Here is a 20,400-nt window from a genome sequence, read left to right as displayed (position 1 = left end):
CCAGCCTCAAGCCACCATCGCCGGCACCACGGCCAGCGATGGCACCTGTTTGCGACGTTCCCGCGTGGGCGCCGTCCCGAACGCATCGCGATAGCTCTTGGAAAAGTGACACGCGGACTGAAATCCGCAAGCCATCGTGATGTGCATGATCGACATATCGGTCTGAAGCAGCAACTCCCGCGCGCGCCTCAACCTTAGCGTCAGATAATAATGCGTCGGCGTCATGCCGAGATGCTCGCGAAAGAGCCGCTGCAATTGCCTCTGCGACATCCCCGCAAGCCGCGCGAGTTCTTCGCGCGACAACGGCTCTTCGATGTTGTTCTCCATCAGCGAGATCACCTCGAAGAGCGACTTGTTCGCCGATCCCAAACGCGCCACGAGCGGCATGCGCTGCTGCGCGCTCGTATCCCGCACATGCTCGACGATGAACTGCTCCGCGATCTGCGTCACGCGCGCGGTGCCGACACGCGCGGCAATCAGGTTCAGCATCATGTCGAGCGGCGCGACGCCGCCCGTACACGTCACACGGTCCCGATCGACGACGAACAGCTCCTTGAGAAATCGCGTGTCCGGAAACTCTTCCTTGAGCGCGGACATGTTCTCCCAATGGATCGCGCACGCATAGCCCGCAAGCAGACCGGCGCGCGCGAGCGCATACGTTCCGGTGCAAAGGCTTCCGAGCACGCTGCCGAGCCGCGCGAAGCGGCGCAACGCCGCGAGATGCGTCGGCGTGGTTTCGCGCTGCACGTCGATACCGCCGACCACGAACACGATGTCCGGCTGCCCGACGCATTCGACCGGTCCCGTATCGACCGACAAGCCGTTGCTCGCCGTGACGGGTCCGCCATCGGGACTGACGATCGACCAGCGGTAAAGCGGCTGTCCCGTCAGATAGTTCGCCATGCGTAATACTTCGATCGCGTTGGTGAACGCGATCATCGTGAAGTTGGGAAGCGGCATGAATGCGAAGTGCGACAGCGACGCCGTGCGATCGGGGGACATGGGAGCGGTGATTCCTTGGAATCTGTAGTTTGAGGCCGGCGTGGGGAGCGGCGGCTTATTCATTTTGATTTCTTGTGCAACTACCATGCCATCAGGCTAAACCCTGAGCGCGGCGTGCGTCATGCCCCACGGCGGCGCTAAGGCCGCACCGCGAACGCGTTGAAGTGTCCGCCGGACAAGCCTTCGCGCCCTAAGGCAGTGCAATACGCAGACCGGCTACCTCAAATCGCGCGACGCCACTTGTCGAAAATAGACGTGAATGTCGGAAAAGGCCAAGAACGCGTCTGAATTCGTAAATTGACACGAAGGACGTGAGTCAAGAATAGACGCATCGAAGCGCAGGAACGGACGGCCCGCCGGGCCGGGCCGCGGCGCCTCGGAACCGTTCCAATTCCTTGATCCACGGACCCCCCATGTCGAATCCGAATCCCTTCTTCGAAGAGTCGCTGGCAACGCGCGATGCCCTCGTGCGCGGCGCCGTACTGAAAGAACTCGAGCGCCAGCAGTCGCAAGTCGAACTGATCGCGTCGGAAAACATCGTGTCGCGTGCGGTGCTCGAAGCACAGGGTTCGGTGCTGACCAACAAGTATGCCGAAGGCTACCCGGGCAAGCGCTATTACGGCGGCTGCGAATTCGTCGACGAAATCGAAGCGCTCGCCATCGAGCGCATCAAGCAGCTCTTCAATGCGAAGTTCGCGAACGTGCAGCCGCATTCCGGCGCGCAAGCCAACGGCGCGGTCATGCTCGCGCTCGCCAAGCCGGGCGACACGGTGCTCGGCATGTCGCTCGACGCGGGCGGCCACCTCACGCACGGCGCGAAGCCCGCGCTCTCGGGCAAGTGGTTCAACGCGGTCCAGTACGGCGTGAATCGCGAGTCGATGCTGATCGACTACGAACAAATCGAGGAACTGGCGCAACAGCACAAGCCGTCGCTGCTGATCGCGGGTTTCTCCGCGTATCCGCGCAAGCTCGACTTCGCGCGCCTGCGTTCGATCGCGGACAGCGTCGGCGCAAAGCTCATGGTCGATATGGCGCACATCGCCGGCATCATCGCAGCGGGCCGCCACGACAATCCGGTCGATCACGCGCACGTCGTGACGTCCACGACGCACAAGACCTTGCGCGGCCCGCGCGGCGGCTTTGTCTTGACCAACGACGAAGACATCGCGAAGAAGATCAACTCCGCCGTCTTCCCCGGCCTGCAAGGCGGCCCGCTGATGCACGTGATCGCGGGCAAGGCCGTTGCGTTCGGCGAAGCGCTGCGGCCGGACTTCAAGACTTACATAGACAACGTGCTCGCCAACGCACAGGCGCTCGGCGATGTGCTCAAGCAAGGCGGCGTCGATCTCGTGACGGGCGGCACCGACAACCATCTGCTGCTCGTCGACCTGCGTCCGAAGGGCCTGAAGGGCAACCAGGTCGAGCAGGCGCTGGAGCGCGCGGGCATCACCTGCAACAAGAACGGCATTCCGTTCGATACCGAGAAGCCGACCGTCACCTCGGGCATTCGCCTCGGCACGCCGGCGGGCACGACGCGCGGCTTCGGCGTCAACGAGTTTCGCGAGATCGGACGCCTGATCGTGGAAGTGTTCGATTCGTTGCGCGACAACCCGCAAGGTCATGCCGCCACCGAACAACGCGTGCGCCGCGAGATCTTCGCGCTGTGTGAACGCTTCCCCATCTACTGAGTACGCCTGGAGCATTCAGATGAGCAACCTGCACGAAAACAGCATCATCATCGACGGACTGAACATCTCGAAGTTCGAGCGCTCGGTGTTCGAGGACATGCGAAAGGGCGGCGTGACCGCTGTCAACTGCACAGTGTCGGTGTGGGAAGACTTCCAGAAGACCATCGACAACATCGCGGAAATGAAGCAGCAGATCCGCGAATACAGCGAGATCCTGACGCTCGTGCGCACGACCGACGACATCGTGCGCGCGAAGAAGGAAAACAAGACCGGCATTATCTTCGGCTTCCAGAACTCGTATGCGTTCGAGGACAACCTCGGCTACATCGAAGTGTTCAAGGAACTCGGCGTGAACGTGGTGCAGCTTTGCTACAACACGCAGAACCTCGTCGGCACCGGTTGCTATGAAGCGGACGGCGGCTTGTCGGGCTATGGCCGCGAAGTGATTCAGGAGATGAACCGCGTCGGCATTCTGGTCGATCTCTCGCACGTCGGCGCCAAGACGTCTTCGGATGCCATCGCGTGCTCGAAGAAGACGGTCACGTATTCGCACTGCTGCCCGTCGGGCCTGAAGGAACATCCGCGCAACAAGAGCGATGAGCAGCTCAAGGAAATCGCCGACGCCAACGGCTTCGTCGGCGTGACGATGTTCGCGCCGTTCCTGAAGCGCGGCGCCGATGCGAACGTCGACGATTATCTCGAAGCGATCGAGTACGTGGTCGATCTGATCGGCGAGGACAAGGTGGGCATCGGCACCGACTTCACGCAAGGCTATTCCACCGAGTTCTTCGACTGGATCACGCACGACAAGGGCCGCTATCGCCGCCTGACGAACTTCGACAAGGTCGTGAATCCGGAAGGCATCCGCACGATCGGCGAATTCCCGAACCTGACCGCCGCGATGGAACGAGCGGGCTGGAGCGAGTCGCGGATCAAGAAAGTCATGGGCGAGAACTGGATGCGTGTGTTCGGCGAAGTCTGGAACGTCTGATCGACGCTTATAAAAAGGAACCTCACGATGCAACCGCAACTGCCCATCGACGTCGATCCCAACACCGGCGTGTGGACCACCGACGCGCTGCCGATGCTCTACGTGCCGCGCCACTTCTTCACGAACAACCACACGGCGGTGGAAGAAGCGCTCGGCCGCGATGCCTACGCCGAGATCCTCTACAAGGCAGGGTACAAGTCCGCGTATCACTGGTGCGCCAAGGAAGCCGATAAGCACGGCATCAGCGGCATGGCTGTGTTCGAACACTATCTGAAGCGCCTGTCGCAACGCGGCTGGGGCCTCTTCACGATCACCGACGCCGATCCTTCGGGCTCGCGTGCGCGCATCGAACTGCACAACTCGTCGTTCGTGCTCGCGCAGCCGGGCAAGGAAGGCAAGCTTTGCTACATGTTCGCAGGCTGGTTTGCGGGCGCGATGGACTGGGTGAACGACACGGCCGCGCCCGAAGCGAAGCAAGGTCCGCGCTCGCATTCGATCGAAACGCAGTGCGCCGCCGAAGGACACGATCACTGCGTGTTCGAAGTGTCGCCGCTGGCCGCCTGAGCATCCACGCACAATCATTTCGAGGTCGATCGCGATGCGTTACCCGAACCTTTTCAAGCCTCTCACGCTGAACAAGCTGACCCTGCGCAATCGCATCGTCAGCACGGCTCACGCGGAGGTCTACGCGGAGCCGGGCGGTCTGCCGGGCGACCGTTATATCCGCTACTACGAAGAGAAGGCGAAGGGCGGCGTGGGGCTGGCCGTCTGCGGCGGGTCGAGCCCGGTCTCGATCGACAGTCCGCAAGGCTGGTGGAAGTCGGTCAATCTCTCGACCGACAAGATCATCGATCCGCTTGCGCGTCTTGCCGAAGCGATGCATCGCCACGGCGCGAAGATCATGATCCAGGCAACGCACATGGGCCGACGCTCGGCGTGGCATGGCGAGAGCTGGCCGCATCTGATGTCGCCCTCGGGCGTGCGTGAGCCGGTGCATCGCGGCAACGCGAAGATCATCGAAGTGGAAGAGATTCGCCGCATCATCGCGGACTTCGCGGCCGCCGCGAAACGCGTGAAGGATGCGGGCATGGACGGCATCGAGATTTCGGCGGCGCACCAGCATCTGATCGACCAGTTCTGGAGCCCGCGCACGAACTTTCGCACCGACGAATGGGGCGGCTCGCTCGAAAACCGCCTGCGCTTCGGCACGGAAGTGTTGAAGGCCGTGCGCGAAGCGGTGGGCGCGGACTTCTGCGTCGGCCTGCGCATGTGCGGCGACGAATTCCACGAAGACGGGCTCGATCACGAACAGTTGAAAGAGATCGCGCAGGCGATGTCGGAGTCGGGTTTGATCGACTACGTCGGCGTGATCGGATCGGGCGCGGACACGCACAACACGCTCGCGAACTGCATGCCGCCGATGGCGCTGCCGCCCGAGCCGTTCGTGCATCTCGCGGCCGGCATCAAGTCGGTGGTGAAGCTGCCGGTGATGCATGCGCAGAGCATTCGCGATGCGGGTCAGGCGGAGCGTCTGCTCGCGAGCGGCATGATCGATCTGGTCGGCATGACGCGTGCGCAGATCGCCGATCCGCACATGGTCATCAAGATTCGCGATGGTCGCGAAGATGAAATCAAGCAATGTGTCGGTGCGAACTATTGCATCGACCGCCAGTACAACGGGCTCGACGTGCTGTGCGTGCAGAACGCCGCGACTTCGCGCGAAGCGACGATGCCGCATGTGATCGAAAAGACGCGCGGTCCTAAGCGCAAGGTGGTCGTGGTCGGCGCGGGCCCGGCGGGACTCGAAGCGGCGCGCGTGGCGAAGTCGCGCGGACACGACGTCGTGCTGTTCGAGAAGAACGATTACGTCGGCGGTCAGATCATGATCGCCGCGAAGGCGCCGCAGCGCGAGCAGATGGCGGGCATCGTGCGCTGGTTCGACATGGAGACGAAGCGCCTGGGTGTCGATCGACGTCTGGGCGTCGCCGCCGACGACAAGACGATCATGGCCGAGAAGCCGGACATCGTCGTGCTGGCGACGGGCGGCTCGGCGTTCACGCAGCAGGTTGCCGCGTGGGGCGTGGAGGAAGGGCTCGCCGTGAGTGCGTGGGACGTGCTCTCGGGCAAGGTCGAGCCGGGCAAGAACGTGCTCGTCTACGACGGCGTCAGCACGCATGCCGGCGCGGGCGTCGCGGACTTCATGTCGAGCCGGGGATCGAACGTCGAGATCGTGACGCCGGACGTGAAGGTCGCGGACGACGTCGGCGGCACCACGTTCCCCATTTTCTATCGACGCCTCTATGCGCAAGGCGTGGTGCACACGCCGAACTACTGGCTCGACAAGGTGTACGAGGAAGACGGCAAGAAGATCGCCGTGCTTCGCAACGAGTACACGGAGGAGCAGGAAGAGCGCGCGGTCGATCAGGTGGTGATCGAGAACGGCAGCACGCCCAACGACGAACTCTACTGGAAGCTCAAGCCCGAGTCGGTGAATCGCGGACAAGTCGACGTGCACAAGCTCTTCGCGTCCGAGCCACAGCCCTCGCTGTCGGAAGAACTGGGCAATGGCCGCTTCCTGCTGTTTCGTGTCGGCGACTGCATCTCCATGCACAACATCCATGGCGCGATCTACGACGCGCTGCGTCTTTGCAAGGACTTTTGACGATGAGCCCCGTGTTTGTCATCACCGTCTTGCTGTGGGTTTCGGTGGCCGGTCTCGCGTTCGCCGTGATGAAGCGCGCGGCATACTGGCGCGAAGGGCGCGCGACCGCTGCGGGCGCTTACGGCTGGGCCAATTTGCTGTCGATCCCGAAGCGCTATTTCGTCGACCTGCATCATGTGGTCGCGCGCGATCCGTATATCGCGAAGACGCACGTCGCGACTGCGGGCGGCGCGATCCTCGCGATGGCGCTCGTGTTCCTGAACTACGGTCTCGCGATCTATTCGCCGTGGCTCGACAAGGCGATCTTCCTCGCCGCGTTGATCATGCTGGTGGGCGCCGTGTTCGTGTGGCGCAGGCGGCATGGCGCGAAAGCCGTGCCTGCGCGGCTGTCGCGCGGTCCGTGGGACAGCCTGCCGCTCTTGCTCGGTTCGTTCGCGCTCGGTCTCGCGCTGTTCGTGGCGCTGCCGGCGGGCGCGATGTCAGGTGCGCTCGCGGTCATCATCGCGTTGCTGATCGCGGCCGGCGCCTTCGCGATGACCTTCGGCGCGGCGCGCGGCGGTCCGATGAAGCACGCGATGGCGGGTCTCCTGCATCTCGCGTTTCATCCACGTCAGGAGCGGTTCACGAACAAGGACCATGCAAACGACGTCGTGCCGCCGACCGCGCTCAAGATGCCCGTTCTCGATGCGAAAGAGTACGGCGTCGGCAAGCCGGTGGAGTTTCGCTGGAACCAGTTGTTGAGTTTCGACGCGTGCGTGCAATGCGGCAAGTGCGAAGCCGCGTGCCCCGCGTTCGCAGCGGGGCAACCGCTCAATCCGAAGAAGCTGATTCAGGATCTCGTGACGGGCATGGTCGGCGGAACGGATGCGGCCTACGCAGGCAGCCCGACGCCCGGCATTCCGGTCGGCCGTCATGCGGGCGCGCCGGGCAAGCCGTTGATTTCAAGCCTGATCGAAGCGGACACGATCTGGTCCTGCACCACTTGCCGCGCGTGCGTGCAGGAGTGCCCGATGCTGATCGAGCACGTCGATGCGATCGTCGATATGCGTCGCAACCAGACGCTAGTCGAAGGCATCGTGCCGGGCAAGGGACCGGTCACGCTGGCGAACCTGAGAGAGACGGGCAGCGCCAACGGCTATGACATCGGCGCGCGCTATGACTGGGCGGTGGACTTGCAGGTGCAGGTCGCGCAGCCGGGACGCCACGTCGATGTGCTGCTGATCGCGGGCGAAGGCGCGTTCGACATGCGCTATCAGCGCACGCTGCGCGCGCTCGTCAAGATATTGAACCAGGCGGGAATCGACTACGCGGTGCTCGGCGGCGTGGAGACCGACACGGGCGATACGGCCCGCCGTCTCGGCGACGAAGCCACCTTCCAGCAGCTCGCGAAGCAGTTGATCGGCACGCTCGCGCAGTACTCGTTCGGCAAGATCGTGACCGCCGATCCGCACGTGATGCACAGCCTGCGCAACGAGTATCGCGCGCTCGGCGGCTCCTATGAAGTGCAGCATCACACGTCGCTGATCGCGGAGATCGTCGCGAGCGGCAAGCTCTCGCCGCGTGCCGCCGCCGCGCTCGCCGAGAAGAAGATCACGTATCACGATCCGTGCTATCTCGGCCGCTACAACGGCGAGACGGAAGCGCCGCGCAAGCTGCTGAAGACCATCGGCATCAAGGTGGTCGAGATGGAGCGGCATGGCATGCGCGGCCGCTGCTGCGGCGGTGGCGGCGGCGCGCCGCTCACCGACATCCCCGGCAAGCAGCGCATTCCCGATATCCGTATCGCCGACGCGCGCGCCATCGACGCGGAGATCGTCGCGGTCGGCTGCCCGAACTGCACGGCGATGCTCGAAGGCGTCGTGGGTCCGCGTCCGGAAGTGCTCGACGTGGCGGAACTCGTTGCGGCCGCGCTGGAGTAAGCGATGAACGACACCATCAAACGAATCGACCCGCGCCGGCCATTCACGATCACGGCCGCAGGACTCAGGCGCATCACGCTCGGCGCGATCGGCGGCGGCATGCTCGACACGGCGGCCGCGCTTCACGGCGGTCATCGCGAGCAGGCGAAGCAGCGTCGCACGACGGCCGTTGCAGAACGCACGCTGCTGGTCGCGGCGCACACGGACCGTGGCGCGCTCGACGATCACGCCCGCCAGACGCTCGCCGCCGCCGCGTTGATCGCGGACGCGCACACGGAGGTCGTGCTGCTCGCGTTCGGCGAGTTCAACGATGACGCGGCCGCGCTCGGCGCGGACAAGCTCATCACGTTGCCCGCGTTCGACCGGCGCGGCTTCGCGCCCGAAGACGAACTGAACGCGCTGGCCGCTTACGTCGCCGCGTTTTCGCCGGCGCACGTGTTCCTGCCGGACAACGCAACCGGCGACGGCGACCTCGGCCGCCGATACGCGGCGCGCGCGAACGCGAGCGTCGCGACGCACGTCGTCGAGATCGATGCGAAGCATGTCGCGACGTATGCGCAAGGCGGCAAGGCGTTCGCGACGCGCGCGCTGCCCGAAGTGATCCTGCTTGGCGCCAACGCCGTCGATCCGAAGCTGCCGTTCGTCGGCGCGGGCGAGCGGGTCGAAAGCATCGGTGTGGCGGCGTCGAAGGGCGCGTACCGCGATCTCGGCATCGAAGAGATCGACGCCGCGCAGGTCGCGCTGGAAGAGGCGGACTTCATCGTGTCGGCCGGTAATGGCGTGTCGGACGTGCCCGCGTTCGAGCGTCTCGCCCGCACGCTCGGCGCCGCGATCGGCGCAAGCCGCGTCGCCGTCGACGACGGCAAGTTCACGCGCGACAAGCAGATCGGCGCGACCGGCAAGACCGTCGATGCGAGCGTCTATATCGCGTTCGGCATCTCGGGCGCGGTGCAGCACTTGCAGGGCATCAAGGATTGCCGCCATGTGATCGCCGTGAACCTCGACGCCAGTTCGCCGATTGCCAAGCGCGCCAACCTGACGATCGTCGCGGACACGCAGGAAACCATCGCGGCGCTGACCGAGGCGGCGTCCGCCGCGCGCGGATCGAAGGGCACGGGCGCGGCGTTGCTGAACACGAAGCCCGTCGCGGAAGGAGCACTGGCATGAAGATCGCCGTACTGGTTTCCATCGGACGACATCCGGTGAGCGGCACCCCGCGCTACAGCCGCAACGACGCCGCTGCGCTGACCATCGCGCTTTCGATCGCCAAGGAGCGCCGCGCGACGCTCGACGTGCTGCATGCAGGCGATCCGTCGAGTCCCGCGCTGCGGGAATATCTGGCGCTGGGCGCGGCGCGCGTCGAAGTGCTCGACGTCGAAGGCGACGCCATCGCGGCGCTCGCCACGCGCCTGAAAGGCTACGACCTCGTGATGACCGGCACGCGCGCCGAAGGCGCATTCGACAGCGGCATGCTGCCCTATCGCCTCGCCGATGCGCTTGGCGTGGCGCTCGTCGGCTCTGCGGTCGATGTGACGGTCAAGGACGCGGCCGTCGAAGTGCGGCAGTTCATGCCTAAGGGCTTGCGCCGCCGCGTGGAGGCGTCGCTGCCCGCGCTCGTCGCCGTGCATCCGATGGCGAACGCCGCGCCGCGCTATGCCTATGCGCGCCTGCGGGAAGGCACGGTCGCGCCCGTACTGACACGCGCGCCGGCCGACGCCGAATCGGCGCACTGGACGCTGCGTCCCGCGACCGCGAAACCGGTCAGGCTCGTCGCCGCCGAAAAGCGCTCCGGCCACGCGCGCATGCTTTCCGCGACGACGACCGAGAGCCGCGGCGGCAGCGTCGTAATTGAAGGGAGTTCCGTCGAAAAAGCACAAGTGATCCTGGCGTATTTGCGCGAGCATCAACTCGTGGATTACTGATTTTTTTCGATCGCAGACAACCTGCCGGCGCGATCGCTCGGGCGGGTCACTCAGGCACAACGGAGCACACGATGAAAGTTTCGGCAGACGTTCGCGCAATGATCGAACGCCGCAAAAAGGGCTACACGCTCGAAGCGCCGTTCTACACGAGCGAAGATATTCACGCGCTCGATCTCGACGCGATTTTCCGCAAGCACTGGATTCAGGTCGCGGTGGAACCGGACGTGCCCGAGCCGGGCGACTACGTGACGGTCGAGATCGGCAACGATTCGGTGCTGATCGTGCGCGACGACGACATGCAGATCCGTGCATTCCACAACGTCTGCCGGCATCGCGGCGCACGCCTGTGCAATTCGGACAAAGGCTCGCTCGGCAACATCGTCTGCCCATATCACAGCTGGACCTACAACCTCAATGGCGACCTGATGTTCGCCGAGCACATGGGCGAGCAGTTCGACCGTTGCAAGCACAGTCTGAAACGCGTTCATGTGGAGAATCTGGCGGGCCTCATCTTCATCTGCCTGGCCGACGAGCCGCCCGCCGACTTCAGCGTGATGCGCGCCGCGATGGAGCCGTACATGCTCCCGCACGGTCTCAAGGACACGAAGATCGCCGCATCGATCGACATCGTCGAGGAAGGCAACTGGAAGCTCACGATGGAGAACAACCGCGAGTGCTATCACTGCGTCGCGAACCATCCCGAGTTGACCGTTTCTCTCTATGAATACGGCTTCGGCTATCAGCGCACGCCGGCCAACGAAGAAGGCATGGCCGCGTTCGAAGAGACCGTCGCGCGCCACACCGCGCAGTGGGAAGCGATGAACCTGCCGTCGGCGGAAATCGAACGGCTCGCCGATCTCGTCACCGGCTTTCGCACGCAGCGCCTGCCGCTCGACCGCGACGGCGAATCGCAGACGCTCGACGCGAAGGTCGCATCGAAGAAGCTGCTCGGCGGCTTCGAACAGGCGGACCTCGGCGGCCTGTCGTTCTGGACGCAGCCGAACTCGTGGCATCACTTCATGAGCGATCACATTGTGACGTTCTACGTGATTCCGCTTTCTGCAGGAAGAACGCTCGTGCGCACGAAGTGGCTCGTGCACAAGGACGCGCGCGAGGGCATCGACTACGACGTGAATAACCTCACGGCCGTGTGGCGCGCGACGAACGACCAGGACCGCACGCTCGTCGAGTACTCGCATCGTGGTGCGACGAGCAGCGCCTATGAACCGGGCCCGTATTCGCCGTTCACGGAAGGTCTCGTCGAGAAGTTTTGCGAGTGGTACATCGCGCGTCTCGCCGACTACGCCGATGCGCCCCGCGCCGCGCCGACATCGCATGGTGAGAAAGTCGTATCCTTCATGCGCTAAAGGCGCCGCCTGAAACGAGAAGCAGGAGAAACACATGATGCGCGATCAGGCGATCTTCGAGGCGACGAGCCGCGTGACCCAGCCGCAATTCTGGGGCACGCTGCCCGCGCGCTGGGACAGCGACACCGACGACACGCTCGTCTGCTGTCACGTCCGGCAGGAAACGCACGACGTGAAGAGCTTTTTCTTCCGCGCGCCCGGCGAACGCGCGTTCGTCTTCGAGCCGGGGCAGTTCATCACGCTCGAACTCGACATCGACGGCGCGACGATCAATCGCTGCTACACGATTTCTTCACCGCCCACCCGTCCGCATACGATTTCGATCACGGTCAAGCGCGTGCCGGGCGGCAAGGTCTCGAACTGGCTGCACGACAATCTTCAGCCCGGAGCAAGCGTGCGCGTGCTCGGGCCGTCCGGCGAATTCACCTGCGCGCGGCATCCGGCGCGCAAGTTCCTGTTCCTCTCGGCGGGATCGGGCGTCACGCCGCTGATGTCGATGAGCCGCGCACACCATGAACTCGGCGAAGATAGCGACATCGTGTTCGTGCACAGCGCGCGCACGCCCGACGACATCATCTTCGCGCGCGAACTGGATCTGATCGCGTCCAATCAGGCGAACTTCCGTACGGCGTTCGTCTGCGAACGGATCGGCGCGCGCACGAACTGGCCGGGAATCACGGGCTTTCTGACGCTGCCGCTCCTCAAGCTGATCGCGCCGGATTTTCTCGAACGCGAGATCTTTACCTGCGGTCCCGCGCCGTACATGAAGGCGGTGCGCGATCTGCTCGACGAAGGCGGTTTCGATCGCAAGCACTATCACGAAGAGAGCTTCTCGTTCGAGACAGTTTCCGAAGTCGCCGCGCAACTCACTACCGCTCATGTCGCCGATGCGTTGCAGGGCAACGGGCATTTGACAGAGGAATCGGTCGGCTTCGCGCCGGCGCCTGCTGAAGTCGAAACGAAGTTCAAGGTGAGCTTCGCGAAGAGCAATCGCGAGATCGAATGCGGCGGCGGACAGCACGTGCTCGATGCGGCGAAAAAGGCGGGCGTGAGGCTTGCCGCTTCATGCACGCAGGGCATGTGCGGCACGTGCAAGGTCAAGCTCGTGTCGGGCGCCGTCGACATGAAGCACGCAGGTGGCATCCGTCAGCGCGAAATCGATCAGGGGATGGTGCTGCTCTGTTGCAGCAAGCCGTTATCCGATCTCGTCGTCGACAAATAGGACGCAGGGAAAACAGCCGACGTCGCATCAGGACAACTCGATGTCGGAAATAAACGTTACAGCGCAATTCTGGCTGGCGATTCTGAATGCTCAACGGCTTGAACCGCGAACGGGAGAACGACGATGAGACTGATCAAAAAACTGCTGGTACTGAGTACTTTGAGCGCGGCGCTGGCTGCAACGAGCGTAGGGGTTTCCGCCGATACGAAACCGACCATCAAGATCGGCTACGTGGAAGGCTGGGACGACAGCGTCGCGACATCCAACGTGGCCGCGCGCATCATCGAGAAGCGCCTCGGGTACCAGGTGCAACTGGTGCCGGTCGCGGCGGGCGTGATGTGGCAGGGCGTGGCGCGCGGCGACCTCGACGCGACGCTGTCTGCGTGGCTGCCGATCACACACGGTGCTTACTGGAACAGCTTCAAGGACAAGGTCGTCGACCTCGGCCCCAACTTCAACGATGCGAGGATTGGCCTGATCGTGCCTGAGAACGTCGATGTAAAGAGCCTCGACGACCTGCAGGCGAAGAAGGCCGAGTTCGGTTCGCGCATCGTCGGCATCGACGCGGGCGCGGGCGTGATGCAGAAGACGAGCGAGGCGATCAAGGCCTACAAGCTCGACTATCAGTTGATGTCGAGCTCGGGCAGCGCGATGACGGCCGAACTGGCGCGCTCGGAAGCGGCGAGCAAGCCGATCATCGTGACCGGCTGGAAACCGCACTGGATGTTCGCGAAGTACAAGCTCAAGTTCCTCGACGATCCGAAGAAGGTGTTCGGTGAAGCGGAGCACGTAGACAGCGTCGTGAATCCGGAACTGGAAAAGAAGGCGCCGCCGGTCGTCGCGTTCCTGAAGAAATTCCAGTGGAAGCCGGGCGAGATCGACAGCGTGATGCTTGCGACGCAGAACGGCGAGAAGCCGACCGCCGCCGCCGATGCGTGGATCGGCGCGCATGGGGATCGGGTGGATAGCTGGGTGAAGTAACCCGACCTTTCGACGAGTCAGTCAACGAAACGCCGCTTGATACCCAAGCGGCGTTTTGCGTTATTGCAGCACGACCGTGCGGTCGCCGTTGATGAACACGCGCCGCTCGATGAAGGCCTTCACCGCGCGCGCAAGCGTGATGCATTCCACGTCGCGTCCGGTCGCGAGCAGCCGCTCTGGGCTATACGAATGATCGACGCGCTCCACTTCCTGTTCGATGATCGGACCTTCGTCGAGATCGTCGGTGACGAAGTGCGCCGTCGCGCCGATCAGCTTCACGCCGCGCGCATGCGCCTGGTGATAAGGCTTCGCGCCCTTGAAGCCGGGCAGGAACGAGTGGTGGATGTTGATCGCGCGGCCCGCGAGCTTGCGGCTCGTGTCGCCGGACAGAATCTGCATGTAGCGCGCGAGGATCATCAGTTCCGCGCCGCAGGTCTCGAACAGGTCGAGAACGCGCGCTTCCTGTTGCGGCTTGGTGTCCGCCGTGATCGGCAGATGATGGAACGGCAGGCCGTGTTGCACCGCGAGCGGCTCCAGGTCCCGGTGGTTCGACGCGATACCGACGATGTCCATCTTCAGCTCGCCCATGCGCCAGCGGAACAGGAGGTCGGCGAGGCAGTGTTCCAGCTTCGACACCATGATCAGCACCTTCGGCCGCGCGGCGACGTCGTGTATCGCCCAGATCATGTGGAAGCGCGCCGCGATCGATTCGAATTCGCGCTTGAGCGCCTCGATCTGCAACGTCTCGTCGCGCTCGACGCCATGAAACACGCAGCGCACGAAGAAGCGTTCGCTCAGGTCGTCGTCGAAGACGGTCAGTTCGTCGATATAGCACTGATGCCGGTCTAGAAAGCCGACGACGGCGGCAACCTGGCCCGCCGCGCTCGGACAGGCGACGGTCAATACCAGTTGATGCGGACGGGAAACTGAATCGGCGGACATGCGCTCTCCACTTCGATGTTTGGGCCAGGCCGCGGACGCGGCACTGCATGATCGAAGTAGAGCAAACCGCGGCCGCGTCCGGATAGAAGCTAAACGCCGTCGCACTGGAACGGAAGCGTCAGGCGCTCATTCGACGCCGCCCTGCACGCTGGCGGGCGGCGAACCCGGCATGCGACACTTCATTCAGCAGTTCGGCCCCGCGCTCGAATTGCCCTGGACCAAACGGGTCGCGCCACAATTCACCGACGCACTGATCGACCGCGTGGTCGGGACGGCTCGTCGCGGCAAACGGGCGGCCGCAGCATCAAGGAACTGGAGCGCTATCGCGACGACTGCATCTCGGGCGTGATCGATGCAATCGCCGCCGCGAAAGCGCGTGATGGAATCGAAGACTGAAGAAGGGGGAGAAATGGCCGCTGCATTCACGATCTACCGCGATACGGTCCGGCCCGAATGGGTCGACTACAACGGTCATTTGCGCGATGCGTTCTACATGCTGATCTACAGCCTCGCGACGGATGCGTTCATGGACCGCATCGGGCTCGACGACGCCACGCGCCGCGCCCGTCATCGCACCATCTACACGCTGGAAGCGCACGTGAACTTCCTGCGCGAGATGAAGGAGGGCGCGCCGCTTCGCATCGACGCGCAGGTGCTCGCGCGCGATGCGAAACGCGTTCATCTGTACATGGAGATGTTCGAAGGCGAGACAAGCGAGCCGGTGTCGGCAAGCGAGCAAATGCTGCTGCACATCGATTCGAGCAGCGAACCGAAGTCGGCCGCGTTCGATGAAGACGTCGCCGGACGCATCGCCGCGCTATGCAGCGACGCGCCCGCCGCACGTTACGCGGGACGCGTGATCGGGCTGCCCGCGCGGTCGTCGGCGGCGGCCGATCCCGCCTGAGCGTGCCACGTCCGCAACAACAACGCATTCGTCACGACGCTCACGCTGGAGAACGCCATCGCGGCGCCCGCGAACATCGGATCGAGCAGTCCGAACGCCGCGAGCGGAATGCCGATCAGGTTATAGACGAACGCCCAAAAAAGGTTCTGCTGGATCTTCCGGTACGTGCGGCGCGAAATGTCGATGGCATCCGCGACGAGCGCCGGATCGCCGCGCATCAGCGTGATGCCGGCGGCTTCGATCGCGACGTCCGTGCCGCTCGCCATCGCGATGCCGATGTCGGCGGCGGCGAGCGCCGGGGCGTCGTTGATGCCGTCGCCCGCCATCGCGACCACGCCGTCCGTCGTCGTCTTGAGTTGCGCGATCACGCGCGCCTTGTCGTCGGGCAGGACCTGCGCGTGAACGTCCTCGGGCGCGATGCCGAGCGCCGCCGCGACGCTCGCCGCGCTGCCCGCGTTGTCGCCGGTGACGAGCACGCTTCTCACGCCCAGCGATGCCAGCCGCTCCACCGCGGCGCGGGCGGTCGGCTTGATCGTATCGCCGAAAGCGATCAGGGCGAGCGCGCGCGGGCCGTCCATCGCGATCAGCCACGACACGGTATTGCCCTGCGCTTCCAGTTCGCGCGCCCGCGCGGCGAGCGCCTGCGGCACGTCCGCGTTCAGCTCGTCGAGCCAGCGTGAGCTGCCGATCGCCAGCTTCGTCACGCCATCGGAGGCGACACTCGCTTCGACGCCGCGTCCCGCGGCCGCCCGCGCTTCGCTCGCTTCGAAATGCGGCGCGCGCGCCGCGTCGGCCGCCGCGACGACCGCCCGCGCGAGCGGATGATCGCTCGTGCGCTGCACGGCGGCCGCGAACCCGAGCGCCTGCGTGCGATCGACGCCCGGCGCGGTTTCGAACGCCGTCACCGTCGGACGTCCGACCGTCAGCGTGCCCGTTTTGTCGAAGGCGACGACCTTGATCCGGTGCGCGCGTTCGAGCGCCTCGGCGTCCTTGATGAGCACGCCGTGCCGCGCCGCGACGCCCGTGCCCGCCATGATCGCGGTCGGCGTCGCGAGGCCGAGCGCGCACGGGCACGCGATCACCAGCACGGCGACCGCGTTCAAGAGCGCGGTCTCGGCGTGCGCGCCGTGCACGAGCCAGCCCGTCAACGTGACGAGCGCGATCGCGAGAATCGCCGGGACGAACACCGCCGACACGCGATCGACGAGCCGCTGGATCGGCGCCTTCTCTGCCTGCGCGGATTCGACGAGCCGGATGATGCGCGCGAGCGTCGTTTCCGCGCCGATCGCCGTCGTCTCGATCGCGATCACGCCTTCGCCGTTGATCGAACCGGCGGTCGCGCGCGCGCCCGGTTCCTTCGCGACGGGCAGGCTTTCGCCCGTAATCAGCGACTCGTCGATGTGCGTGCGGCCCTCGCGCACGATGCCGTCCACCGGCACGCGCTCGCCCGGCCGCACGATGGCGACGTCGCCGATGCGCACCTCGGCGAGCGCAATTTCGCGCTCGCCCGACGCGTCGCGCACGCGCGCGCGCTCCGGGCGCAGCGCGTTCAGCGCGCGGATCGCGTCGGTGGTCTGGCGCTTGGCGTTCGCCTCCAGCCACTTGCCGAAGCGCACCAGCGTGATGACGACCGCCGACGCCTCGAAGTAGAGGTGCATCGCGTCGCCGGGATGCGCGAACATCTGGTAGACGCTCAGTCCCCACGCCGCCGACGTGCCGAGCGCGACGAGCAAATCCATGTTGCCCGCCTTCGCCCGCACCGCGTGCCACGCGCCGACGTAGAAGCGCGCGCCGAGCACGAACTGCACGACGCTCGCGAACGCCAGCTGAACCCACATATTGAGTTCGAACGCGGTGCCGAACATCGGCAGGACGAGCGGCAGCGTGATGAGCGCCGAGACGATCACGGCGGCGAGTTCGCCGTTGCGCGTCGGCGACGGCGCGGCGGGCGGCGCTTCGGGCCGGATCGGCGTGGCTTCGTAGCCGGCCTTGGTGATCGCGGCGACGAGCTGTTCGTCGCTCACGGTCGCGCTCGCGTGGACGGTCGCCTTCTCGGTGGCGAGATTGACGGACACGCGCTCGACGCCCGGCACGCGCGTCAAAACCTTCTCGACGCGCGCCACGCACGACGCGCACGTCATTCCTCCGACGGCGAATTCCGCCGTTTTCGACGATGCTTCTGCACTGGACATGACAACCCACTCCGGTCTGACTGGGGCAATTCCTGTAACGACGAACCCCGACAGATACAGTATCGACCTTCCCATGCTTGGAAGGTCAAGCGAGGTCATTTGATATGCGGCGGGGCGGCGAGCATCGCGCTGGCGAGCGCGTCGGTGTGCGAGTCGCCGCGCGTGCGCAGGCCGTCGGCCGCGCCGCGCCGGTCGGCGTCGCTCTTGTTCTGCGAGAGCTTCGCCTTGCCGACGAACCGCGTCACCTCGATCTCGATCCCGACGATCGCTCCCAACATCTGGTCGATGAAATCGGCGGGCGCGTCGCCCATTTTCCAGGGCACGGGCTGGCCGGCTTCCATCTTGCGCGTGAGGCGCGCGACGAGGCCGCGCACGAACGCTTCGTCGTCGCGCACGGTGATCCGGCCGTGCGCGTGCACGACGAGATAGTTGTAAGTCGGAACCTGCCGGTGCGCCTCGTGCTTGCTCGGATACCAGTTCGGCGAGATATAGCCCGTCGGTCCCTGGAAAATCACGAGCACGTCCGACTGCGGCCCGACTTCGCGCCACACCGGATTCGCCCGCGCGACGTGCGCGCGCAACGTGCCGGGCGCGCCCGGGTCCTTGCTCGCGTCGAATTCGAACGGGACGTGATTCGCGTCGAGACCGTTCGGCCCGGACGTGACGAGCGCCCCGAGCGGATGCGCCGCGATCAGCGCGTGGAGCGCCTCCGGGCGCGTTTCTTCGAAGTAGGCGGGCAGGTACATCGTCGGCTCAGAATGGGGAATGGACAGGCGTCGATGGTACGCGATGCGGGCTGGCGCCGAAAGGCGGGCGCCGCCATTGTCGAGCCTTCGCACGCCGCCGGCGCGCGCGATGCCACGCGCTCCTTGCCTATCCTGAAAAGATAAGATAAAACCCGGATTCCGAGATGTAAAGATGCGTGGAAACACCGCGCGGCGTCGAGGCGGGGCAAGGGCCACGGCGGACCGCGTCGCATGGACACACAGTAGAAGAACCGGATCGAACTCGAATGAAAACCAATCGACGCTGGGCATTCCCGTTGCATTCGGTTGTCTGCGCGGCTGCCGTTCTCGGCGCCGCGGCCCTCATGGCGGGGTGCGCCACGAAAACGCAGCAGCCGAAGGCGAGCGGCGGCTGGCTGAAGGATCAGGTCGCGGACGCCTACACGTTCGGTTTCCCGCTCGTCGCTACCGACCTCGCGCGCGAGCGGGCGGCGGGCGGCGACGCCAGCCGGCCCGGCCAGGCGCCGCTCAACACACTGCGCCACGCCACCGCGCTGCCGCCGGTCGGCGCGCGCGGTTTCCCGAGCGTCGATACGATCGATTCGAGCGCCTGGCTCGATGTCGCGAGCGGGCCGGTGCTGGTGTCGCTGCCGGCCGCGCGCGCCCGCTACTACGACGCCCGCGCATTCGACGCCTGGACCAACACGCTCTATTCGAGCGCCGAGCGCATGCCGTTTCCGAAAGCGCAAACGATAGCGTTCGTCCCGGCCGGGTGGAAAGGCGTATTGCCGACGGGCGCGTTGCGCGTCGATTCGCCGACACGTTACGTCTGGCTGTCGATTCGCGTGCGGGTGAACGGTCCGCGCGACGTGCGCGAAGCGCGCAAGCTGCAGACTGCGATGCAGATCGAGACGGTGCAGGGCACGGGCGGCGGCGTGAAGAGCGCGAAGAGCACGGCGAACGACGCGGCGGCGGACGCCGCGCTCGCCACGCCCGCGACGGCGGGCGCGTGGCCGACGGGCGCCGTGGAGCGCACGATGGCGTCTCCCGCGCAGATGTCGCCGGCCGAGCAGGCGGCGTCGCTCGATGCCAACGCGTTCTTCGCGCGGCTCGCGCGCGCGCTCGACGACAACCCGCCCGCCCCCGACGACGCTCACGAAATGAACCAGCTCGGCGAGCTCGGCGTGGTGCCCGGCGAGCCGGTGCAGTTCCGCAAGAGCGACGCCGAGTTGCTCGCCACCGGCCTCGCCGACGCCCGCGAGCGCCTTGCGACGGTGCCGTCGAACGCGCTTTCGAAGCACGGCTGGACCTGGTTCGGCGACGGCGCCGGCAACTACGGCTCCGACTACACGCTGCGTGCGTTTCTCGCGCGCAACCAGCCGTGGACGCCGACGAAGGACAGCGAAGTGCGACCCGTCGCGCGCGTCGACAGCGACGATCATCCGCTGAACGGCGCGAACACCTACGTGCTGCATATCGCGCCGAACCAGGTGCCGCCCGTGCGCGGTTTCTGGACGCTCACCGCCTACACGAAGGACGGCGCGCTCGCCGATTCGAAACTGCCGCGCCTGTCGATTTCGGATCGCGACAAGCTGAAGAAGAACCGCGACGGCTCGGTCGACGTGATCGTGTCGGAGCGTTCGCCGGGCAAGGCGCGCGCGTCGAACTGGCTGCCGGCGCCCGGCGGCGACTTCCAGCTCGTGATGCGCCTTTATGCGCCGAAGCCGCAGGCCAGCGACGGAAGCTGGGCGCCGCCCGTCATCGAGCGGCAGTAAGAAGGCTGCGTCGCGTCACGAACGCGGCGCGCCGATCGACCTTTTAGTGCAACGTTTGCACTCTGCATCGTCGTATACTCGGGCATCACAATTCCCTGACCGCGCGGC

At 65.2% G+C, this 20,400-nt stretch carries 16 protein-coding genes and 1 pseudogene; 13 read left to right on the top strand and 4 right to left on the bottom strand.

Translation table 11 applies throughout. The features are described 5' to 3' along the window. Window positions 1-6: 6 nt before the first annotated feature. Window positions 7-1,002, bottom strand: coding sequence for a GlxA family transcriptional regulator (locus tag AWB66_RS00175; protein WP_087628246.1), 996 nt, complete (start codon window positions 1,000-1,002; stop codon window positions 7-9). Window positions 1,003-1,415: 413 nt separating this feature from the next. Here AWB66_RS00175 and AWB66_RS00170 point away from each other — a divergent pair, with 413 nt between their 5' ends. The 10 genes from AWB66_RS00170 (at window position 1,416) to AWB66_RS00125 (ending at window position 13,754) form a co-directional block, all read left to right on the top strand. Next, on the top strand, window positions 1,416-2,690 hold the full coding sequence (locus tag AWB66_RS00170; protein WP_087628245.1) for a serine hydroxymethyltransferase: 1,275 nt from the start codon (window positions 1,416-1,418) through the stop codon (window positions 2,688-2,690). Window positions 2,691-2,709: 19 nt separating this feature from the next. Further along, window positions 2,710-3,681, top strand: a complete 972-nt coding sequence (locus AWB66_RS00165) for a dipeptidase (RefSeq protein WP_087628244.1) — start codon at window positions 2,710-2,712, stop codon at window positions 3,679-3,681. A gap of 27 nt (window positions 3,682-3,708) precedes the next feature. After that, window positions 3,709-4,245: a DUF5943 domain-containing protein gene (locus AWB66_RS00160; RefSeq protein ID WP_087628243.1), complete on the top strand. Its 537-nt coding sequence runs from the start codon at window positions 3,709-3,711 to the stop codon at window positions 4,243-4,245. A gap of 34 nt (window positions 4,246-4,279) precedes the next feature. After that, window positions 4,280-6,343: an NADH:flavin oxidoreductase gene (locus AWB66_RS00155; RefSeq protein ID WP_087628242.1), complete on the top strand. Its 2,064-nt coding sequence runs from the start codon at window positions 4,280-4,282 to the stop codon at window positions 6,341-6,343. Window positions 6,344-6,345: 2 nt separating this feature from the next. Next, the gene (locus AWB66_RS00150; protein WP_087628241.1) at window positions 6,346-8,262 is read left to right on the top strand and encodes a (Fe-S)-binding protein; all 1,917 of its coding nucleotides are present in this window, start codon (window positions 6,346-6,348) and stop codon (window positions 8,260-8,262) included. A 3-nt stretch (window positions 8,263-8,265) separates the two neighbouring features. Further along, window positions 8,266-9,429, top strand: coding sequence for an electron transfer flavoprotein subunit alpha/FixB family protein (locus tag AWB66_RS00145; RefSeq protein WP_087628240.1), 1,164 nt, complete (start codon window positions 8,266-8,268; stop codon window positions 9,427-9,429). Beyond that, complete coding sequence (locus AWB66_RS00140) at window positions 9,426-10,184, top strand: drug:proton antiporter (RefSeq protein WP_087628239.1); 759 nt, start codon at window positions 9,426-9,428, stop codon at window positions 10,182-10,184. The genes AWB66_RS00145 and AWB66_RS00140 overlap by 4 nt, the downstream gene beginning before the upstream one ends. A 71-nt stretch (window positions 10,185-10,255) precedes the next feature. Then, on the top strand, window positions 10,256-11,551 hold the full coding sequence (locus AWB66_RS00135; protein ID WP_087628238.1) for an aromatic ring-hydroxylating oxygenase subunit alpha: 1,296 nt from the start codon (window positions 10,256-10,258) through the stop codon (window positions 11,549-11,551). Window positions 11,552-11,585: 34 nt separating this feature from the next. After that, window positions 11,586-12,773 carry an FAD-binding oxidoreductase gene (locus tag AWB66_RS00130; protein ID WP_407642237.1) on the top strand — a complete coding sequence of 396 codons (1,188 nt, stop codon included), beginning with the start codon at window positions 11,586-11,588 and terminating at the stop codon, window positions 12,771-12,773. Window positions 12,774-12,896: 123 nt separating this feature from the next. After that, a complete protein-coding gene (locus tag AWB66_RS00125; RefSeq protein ID WP_087628237.1) occupies window positions 12,897-13,754 on the top strand; it encodes a glycine betaine ABC transporter substrate-binding protein in 858 nt (285 codons plus the stop codon). 60 nt (window positions 13,755-13,814) lie between these two features. Here AWB66_RS00125 and purU read toward each other — a convergent pair whose 3' ends face one another. After that, a complete protein-coding gene (gene purU / locus AWB66_RS00120; RefSeq protein WP_087628236.1) occupies window positions 13,815-14,696 on the bottom strand; it encodes a formyltetrahydrofolate deformylase in 882 nt (293 codons plus the stop codon). 145 nt (window positions 14,697-14,841) lie between these two features. Here purU and AWB66_RS00115 point away from each other — a divergent pair. Both AWB66_RS00115 and AWB66_RS00110 read left to right on the top strand, forming a co-directional pair. After that, a pseudogene (locus AWB66_RS00115) lies at window positions 14,842-15,092 on the top strand (L-carnitine dehydrogenase); the annotation flags it as partial. Between the two features lie 13 nt (window positions 15,093-15,105). After that, entirely contained in the window at window positions 15,106-15,600 is a 495-nt protein-coding gene (locus AWB66_RS00110; protein ID WP_087628235.1) for a thioesterase family protein, read from the top strand. Here AWB66_RS00110 and AWB66_RS00105 read toward each other — a convergent pair. Both AWB66_RS00105 and AWB66_RS00100 read right to left on the bottom strand, forming a co-directional pair. Continuing rightward, window positions 15,540-17,792 (bottom strand): heavy metal translocating P-type ATPase, encoded by a 2,253-nt coding sequence (locus tag AWB66_RS00105; RefSeq protein ID WP_235020932.1) that lies wholly within the window; start codon window positions 17,790-17,792, stop codon window positions 15,540-15,542. The two genes, AWB66_RS00110 and AWB66_RS00105, sit on opposite strands and share 61 nt — an antisense overlap. Before the next feature lie 95 nt (window positions 17,793-17,887). Further along, a complete protein-coding gene (locus tag AWB66_RS00100) occupies window positions 17,888-18,538 on the bottom strand; it encodes an FMN-binding negative transcriptional regulator (RefSeq protein ID WP_087628234.1) in 651 nt (216 codons plus the stop codon). 266 nt (window positions 18,539-18,804) lie between these two features. Here AWB66_RS00100 and AWB66_RS00095 point away from each other — a divergent pair, with 266 nt between their 5' ends. Then, window positions 18,805-20,292, top strand: coding sequence for a DUF1254 domain-containing protein (locus AWB66_RS00095; protein ID WP_087628233.1), 1,488 nt, complete (start codon window positions 18,805-18,807; stop codon window positions 20,290-20,292). The last annotated feature ends 108 nt before the right edge of the window (window positions 20,293-20,400 follow it).

Origin of the sequence: Caballeronia telluris (assembly GCF_001544495.1) — a bacterium.
GTDB classification, from domain to species: Bacteria; Pseudomonadota; Gammaproteobacteria; order Burkholderiales; family Burkholderiaceae; genus Caballeronia; species Caballeronia telluris.
This window is presented reverse-complemented; position numbering and strand designations above follow the sequence as displayed.

Bases quoted from the DNA above. Each gene is read 5' to 3' on its own strand.
- AWB66_RS00175 (WP_087628246.1), bottom strand. From the start codon at position 1,002: ATGTCCCCCGATCGCACGGCGTCGCTGTCGCACTTCGCATTCATGCCG.
- AWB66_RS00170 (WP_087628245.1), top strand. From the start codon at position 1,416: ATGTCGAATCCGAATCCCTTCTTCGAAGAGTCGCTGGCAACGCGCGAT.
- AWB66_RS00165 (WP_087628244.1), top strand. From the start codon at position 2,710: ATGAGCAACCTGCACGAAAACAGCATCATCATCGACGGACTGAACATC.
- AWB66_RS00160 (WP_087628243.1), top strand. From the start codon at position 3,709: ATGCAACCGCAACTGCCCATCGACGTCGATCCCAACACCGGCGTGTGG.
- AWB66_RS00155 (WP_087628242.1), top strand. From the start codon at position 4,280: ATGCGTTACCCGAACCTTTTCAAGCCTCTCACGCTGAACAAGCTGACC.
- AWB66_RS00150 (WP_087628241.1), top strand. From the start codon at position 6,346: ATGAGCCCCGTGTTTGTCATCACCGTCTTGCTGTGGGTTTCGGTGGCC.
- AWB66_RS00145 (WP_087628240.1), top strand. From the start codon at position 8,266: ATGAACGACACCATCAAACGAATCGACCCGCGCCGGCCATTCACGATC.
- AWB66_RS00140 (WP_087628239.1), top strand. From the start codon at position 9,426: ATGAAGATCGCCGTACTGGTTTCCATCGGACGACATCCGGTGAGCGGC.
- AWB66_RS00135 (WP_087628238.1), top strand. From the start codon at position 10,256: ATGAAAGTTTCGGCAGACGTTCGCGCAATGATCGAACGCCGCAAAAAG.
- AWB66_RS00130 (WP_407642237.1), top strand. From the start codon at position 11,586: ATGATGCGCGATCAGGCGATCTTCGAGGCGACGAGCCGCGTGACCCAG.
- AWB66_RS00125 (WP_087628237.1), top strand. From the start codon at position 12,897: ATGAGACTGATCAAAAAACTGCTGGTACTGAGTACTTTGAGCGCGGCG.
- purU (WP_087628236.1), bottom strand. From the start codon at position 14,696: ATGTCCGCCGATTCAGTTTCCCGTCCGCATCAACTGGTATTGACCGTC.
- AWB66_RS00110 (WP_087628235.1), top strand. From the start codon at position 15,106: ATGGCCGCTGCATTCACGATCTACCGCGATACGGTCCGGCCCGAATGG.
- AWB66_RS00105 (WP_235020932.1), bottom strand. From the start codon at position 17,792: ATGTCCAGTGCAGAAGCATCGTCGAAAACGGCGGAATTCGCCGTCGGA.
- AWB66_RS00100 (WP_087628234.1), bottom strand. From the start codon at position 18,538: ATGTACCTGCCCGCCTACTTCGAAGAAACGCGCCCGGAGGCGCTCCAC.
- AWB66_RS00095 (WP_087628233.1), top strand. From the start codon at position 18,805: ATGAAAACCAATCGACGCTGGGCATTCCCGTTGCATTCGGTTGTCTGC.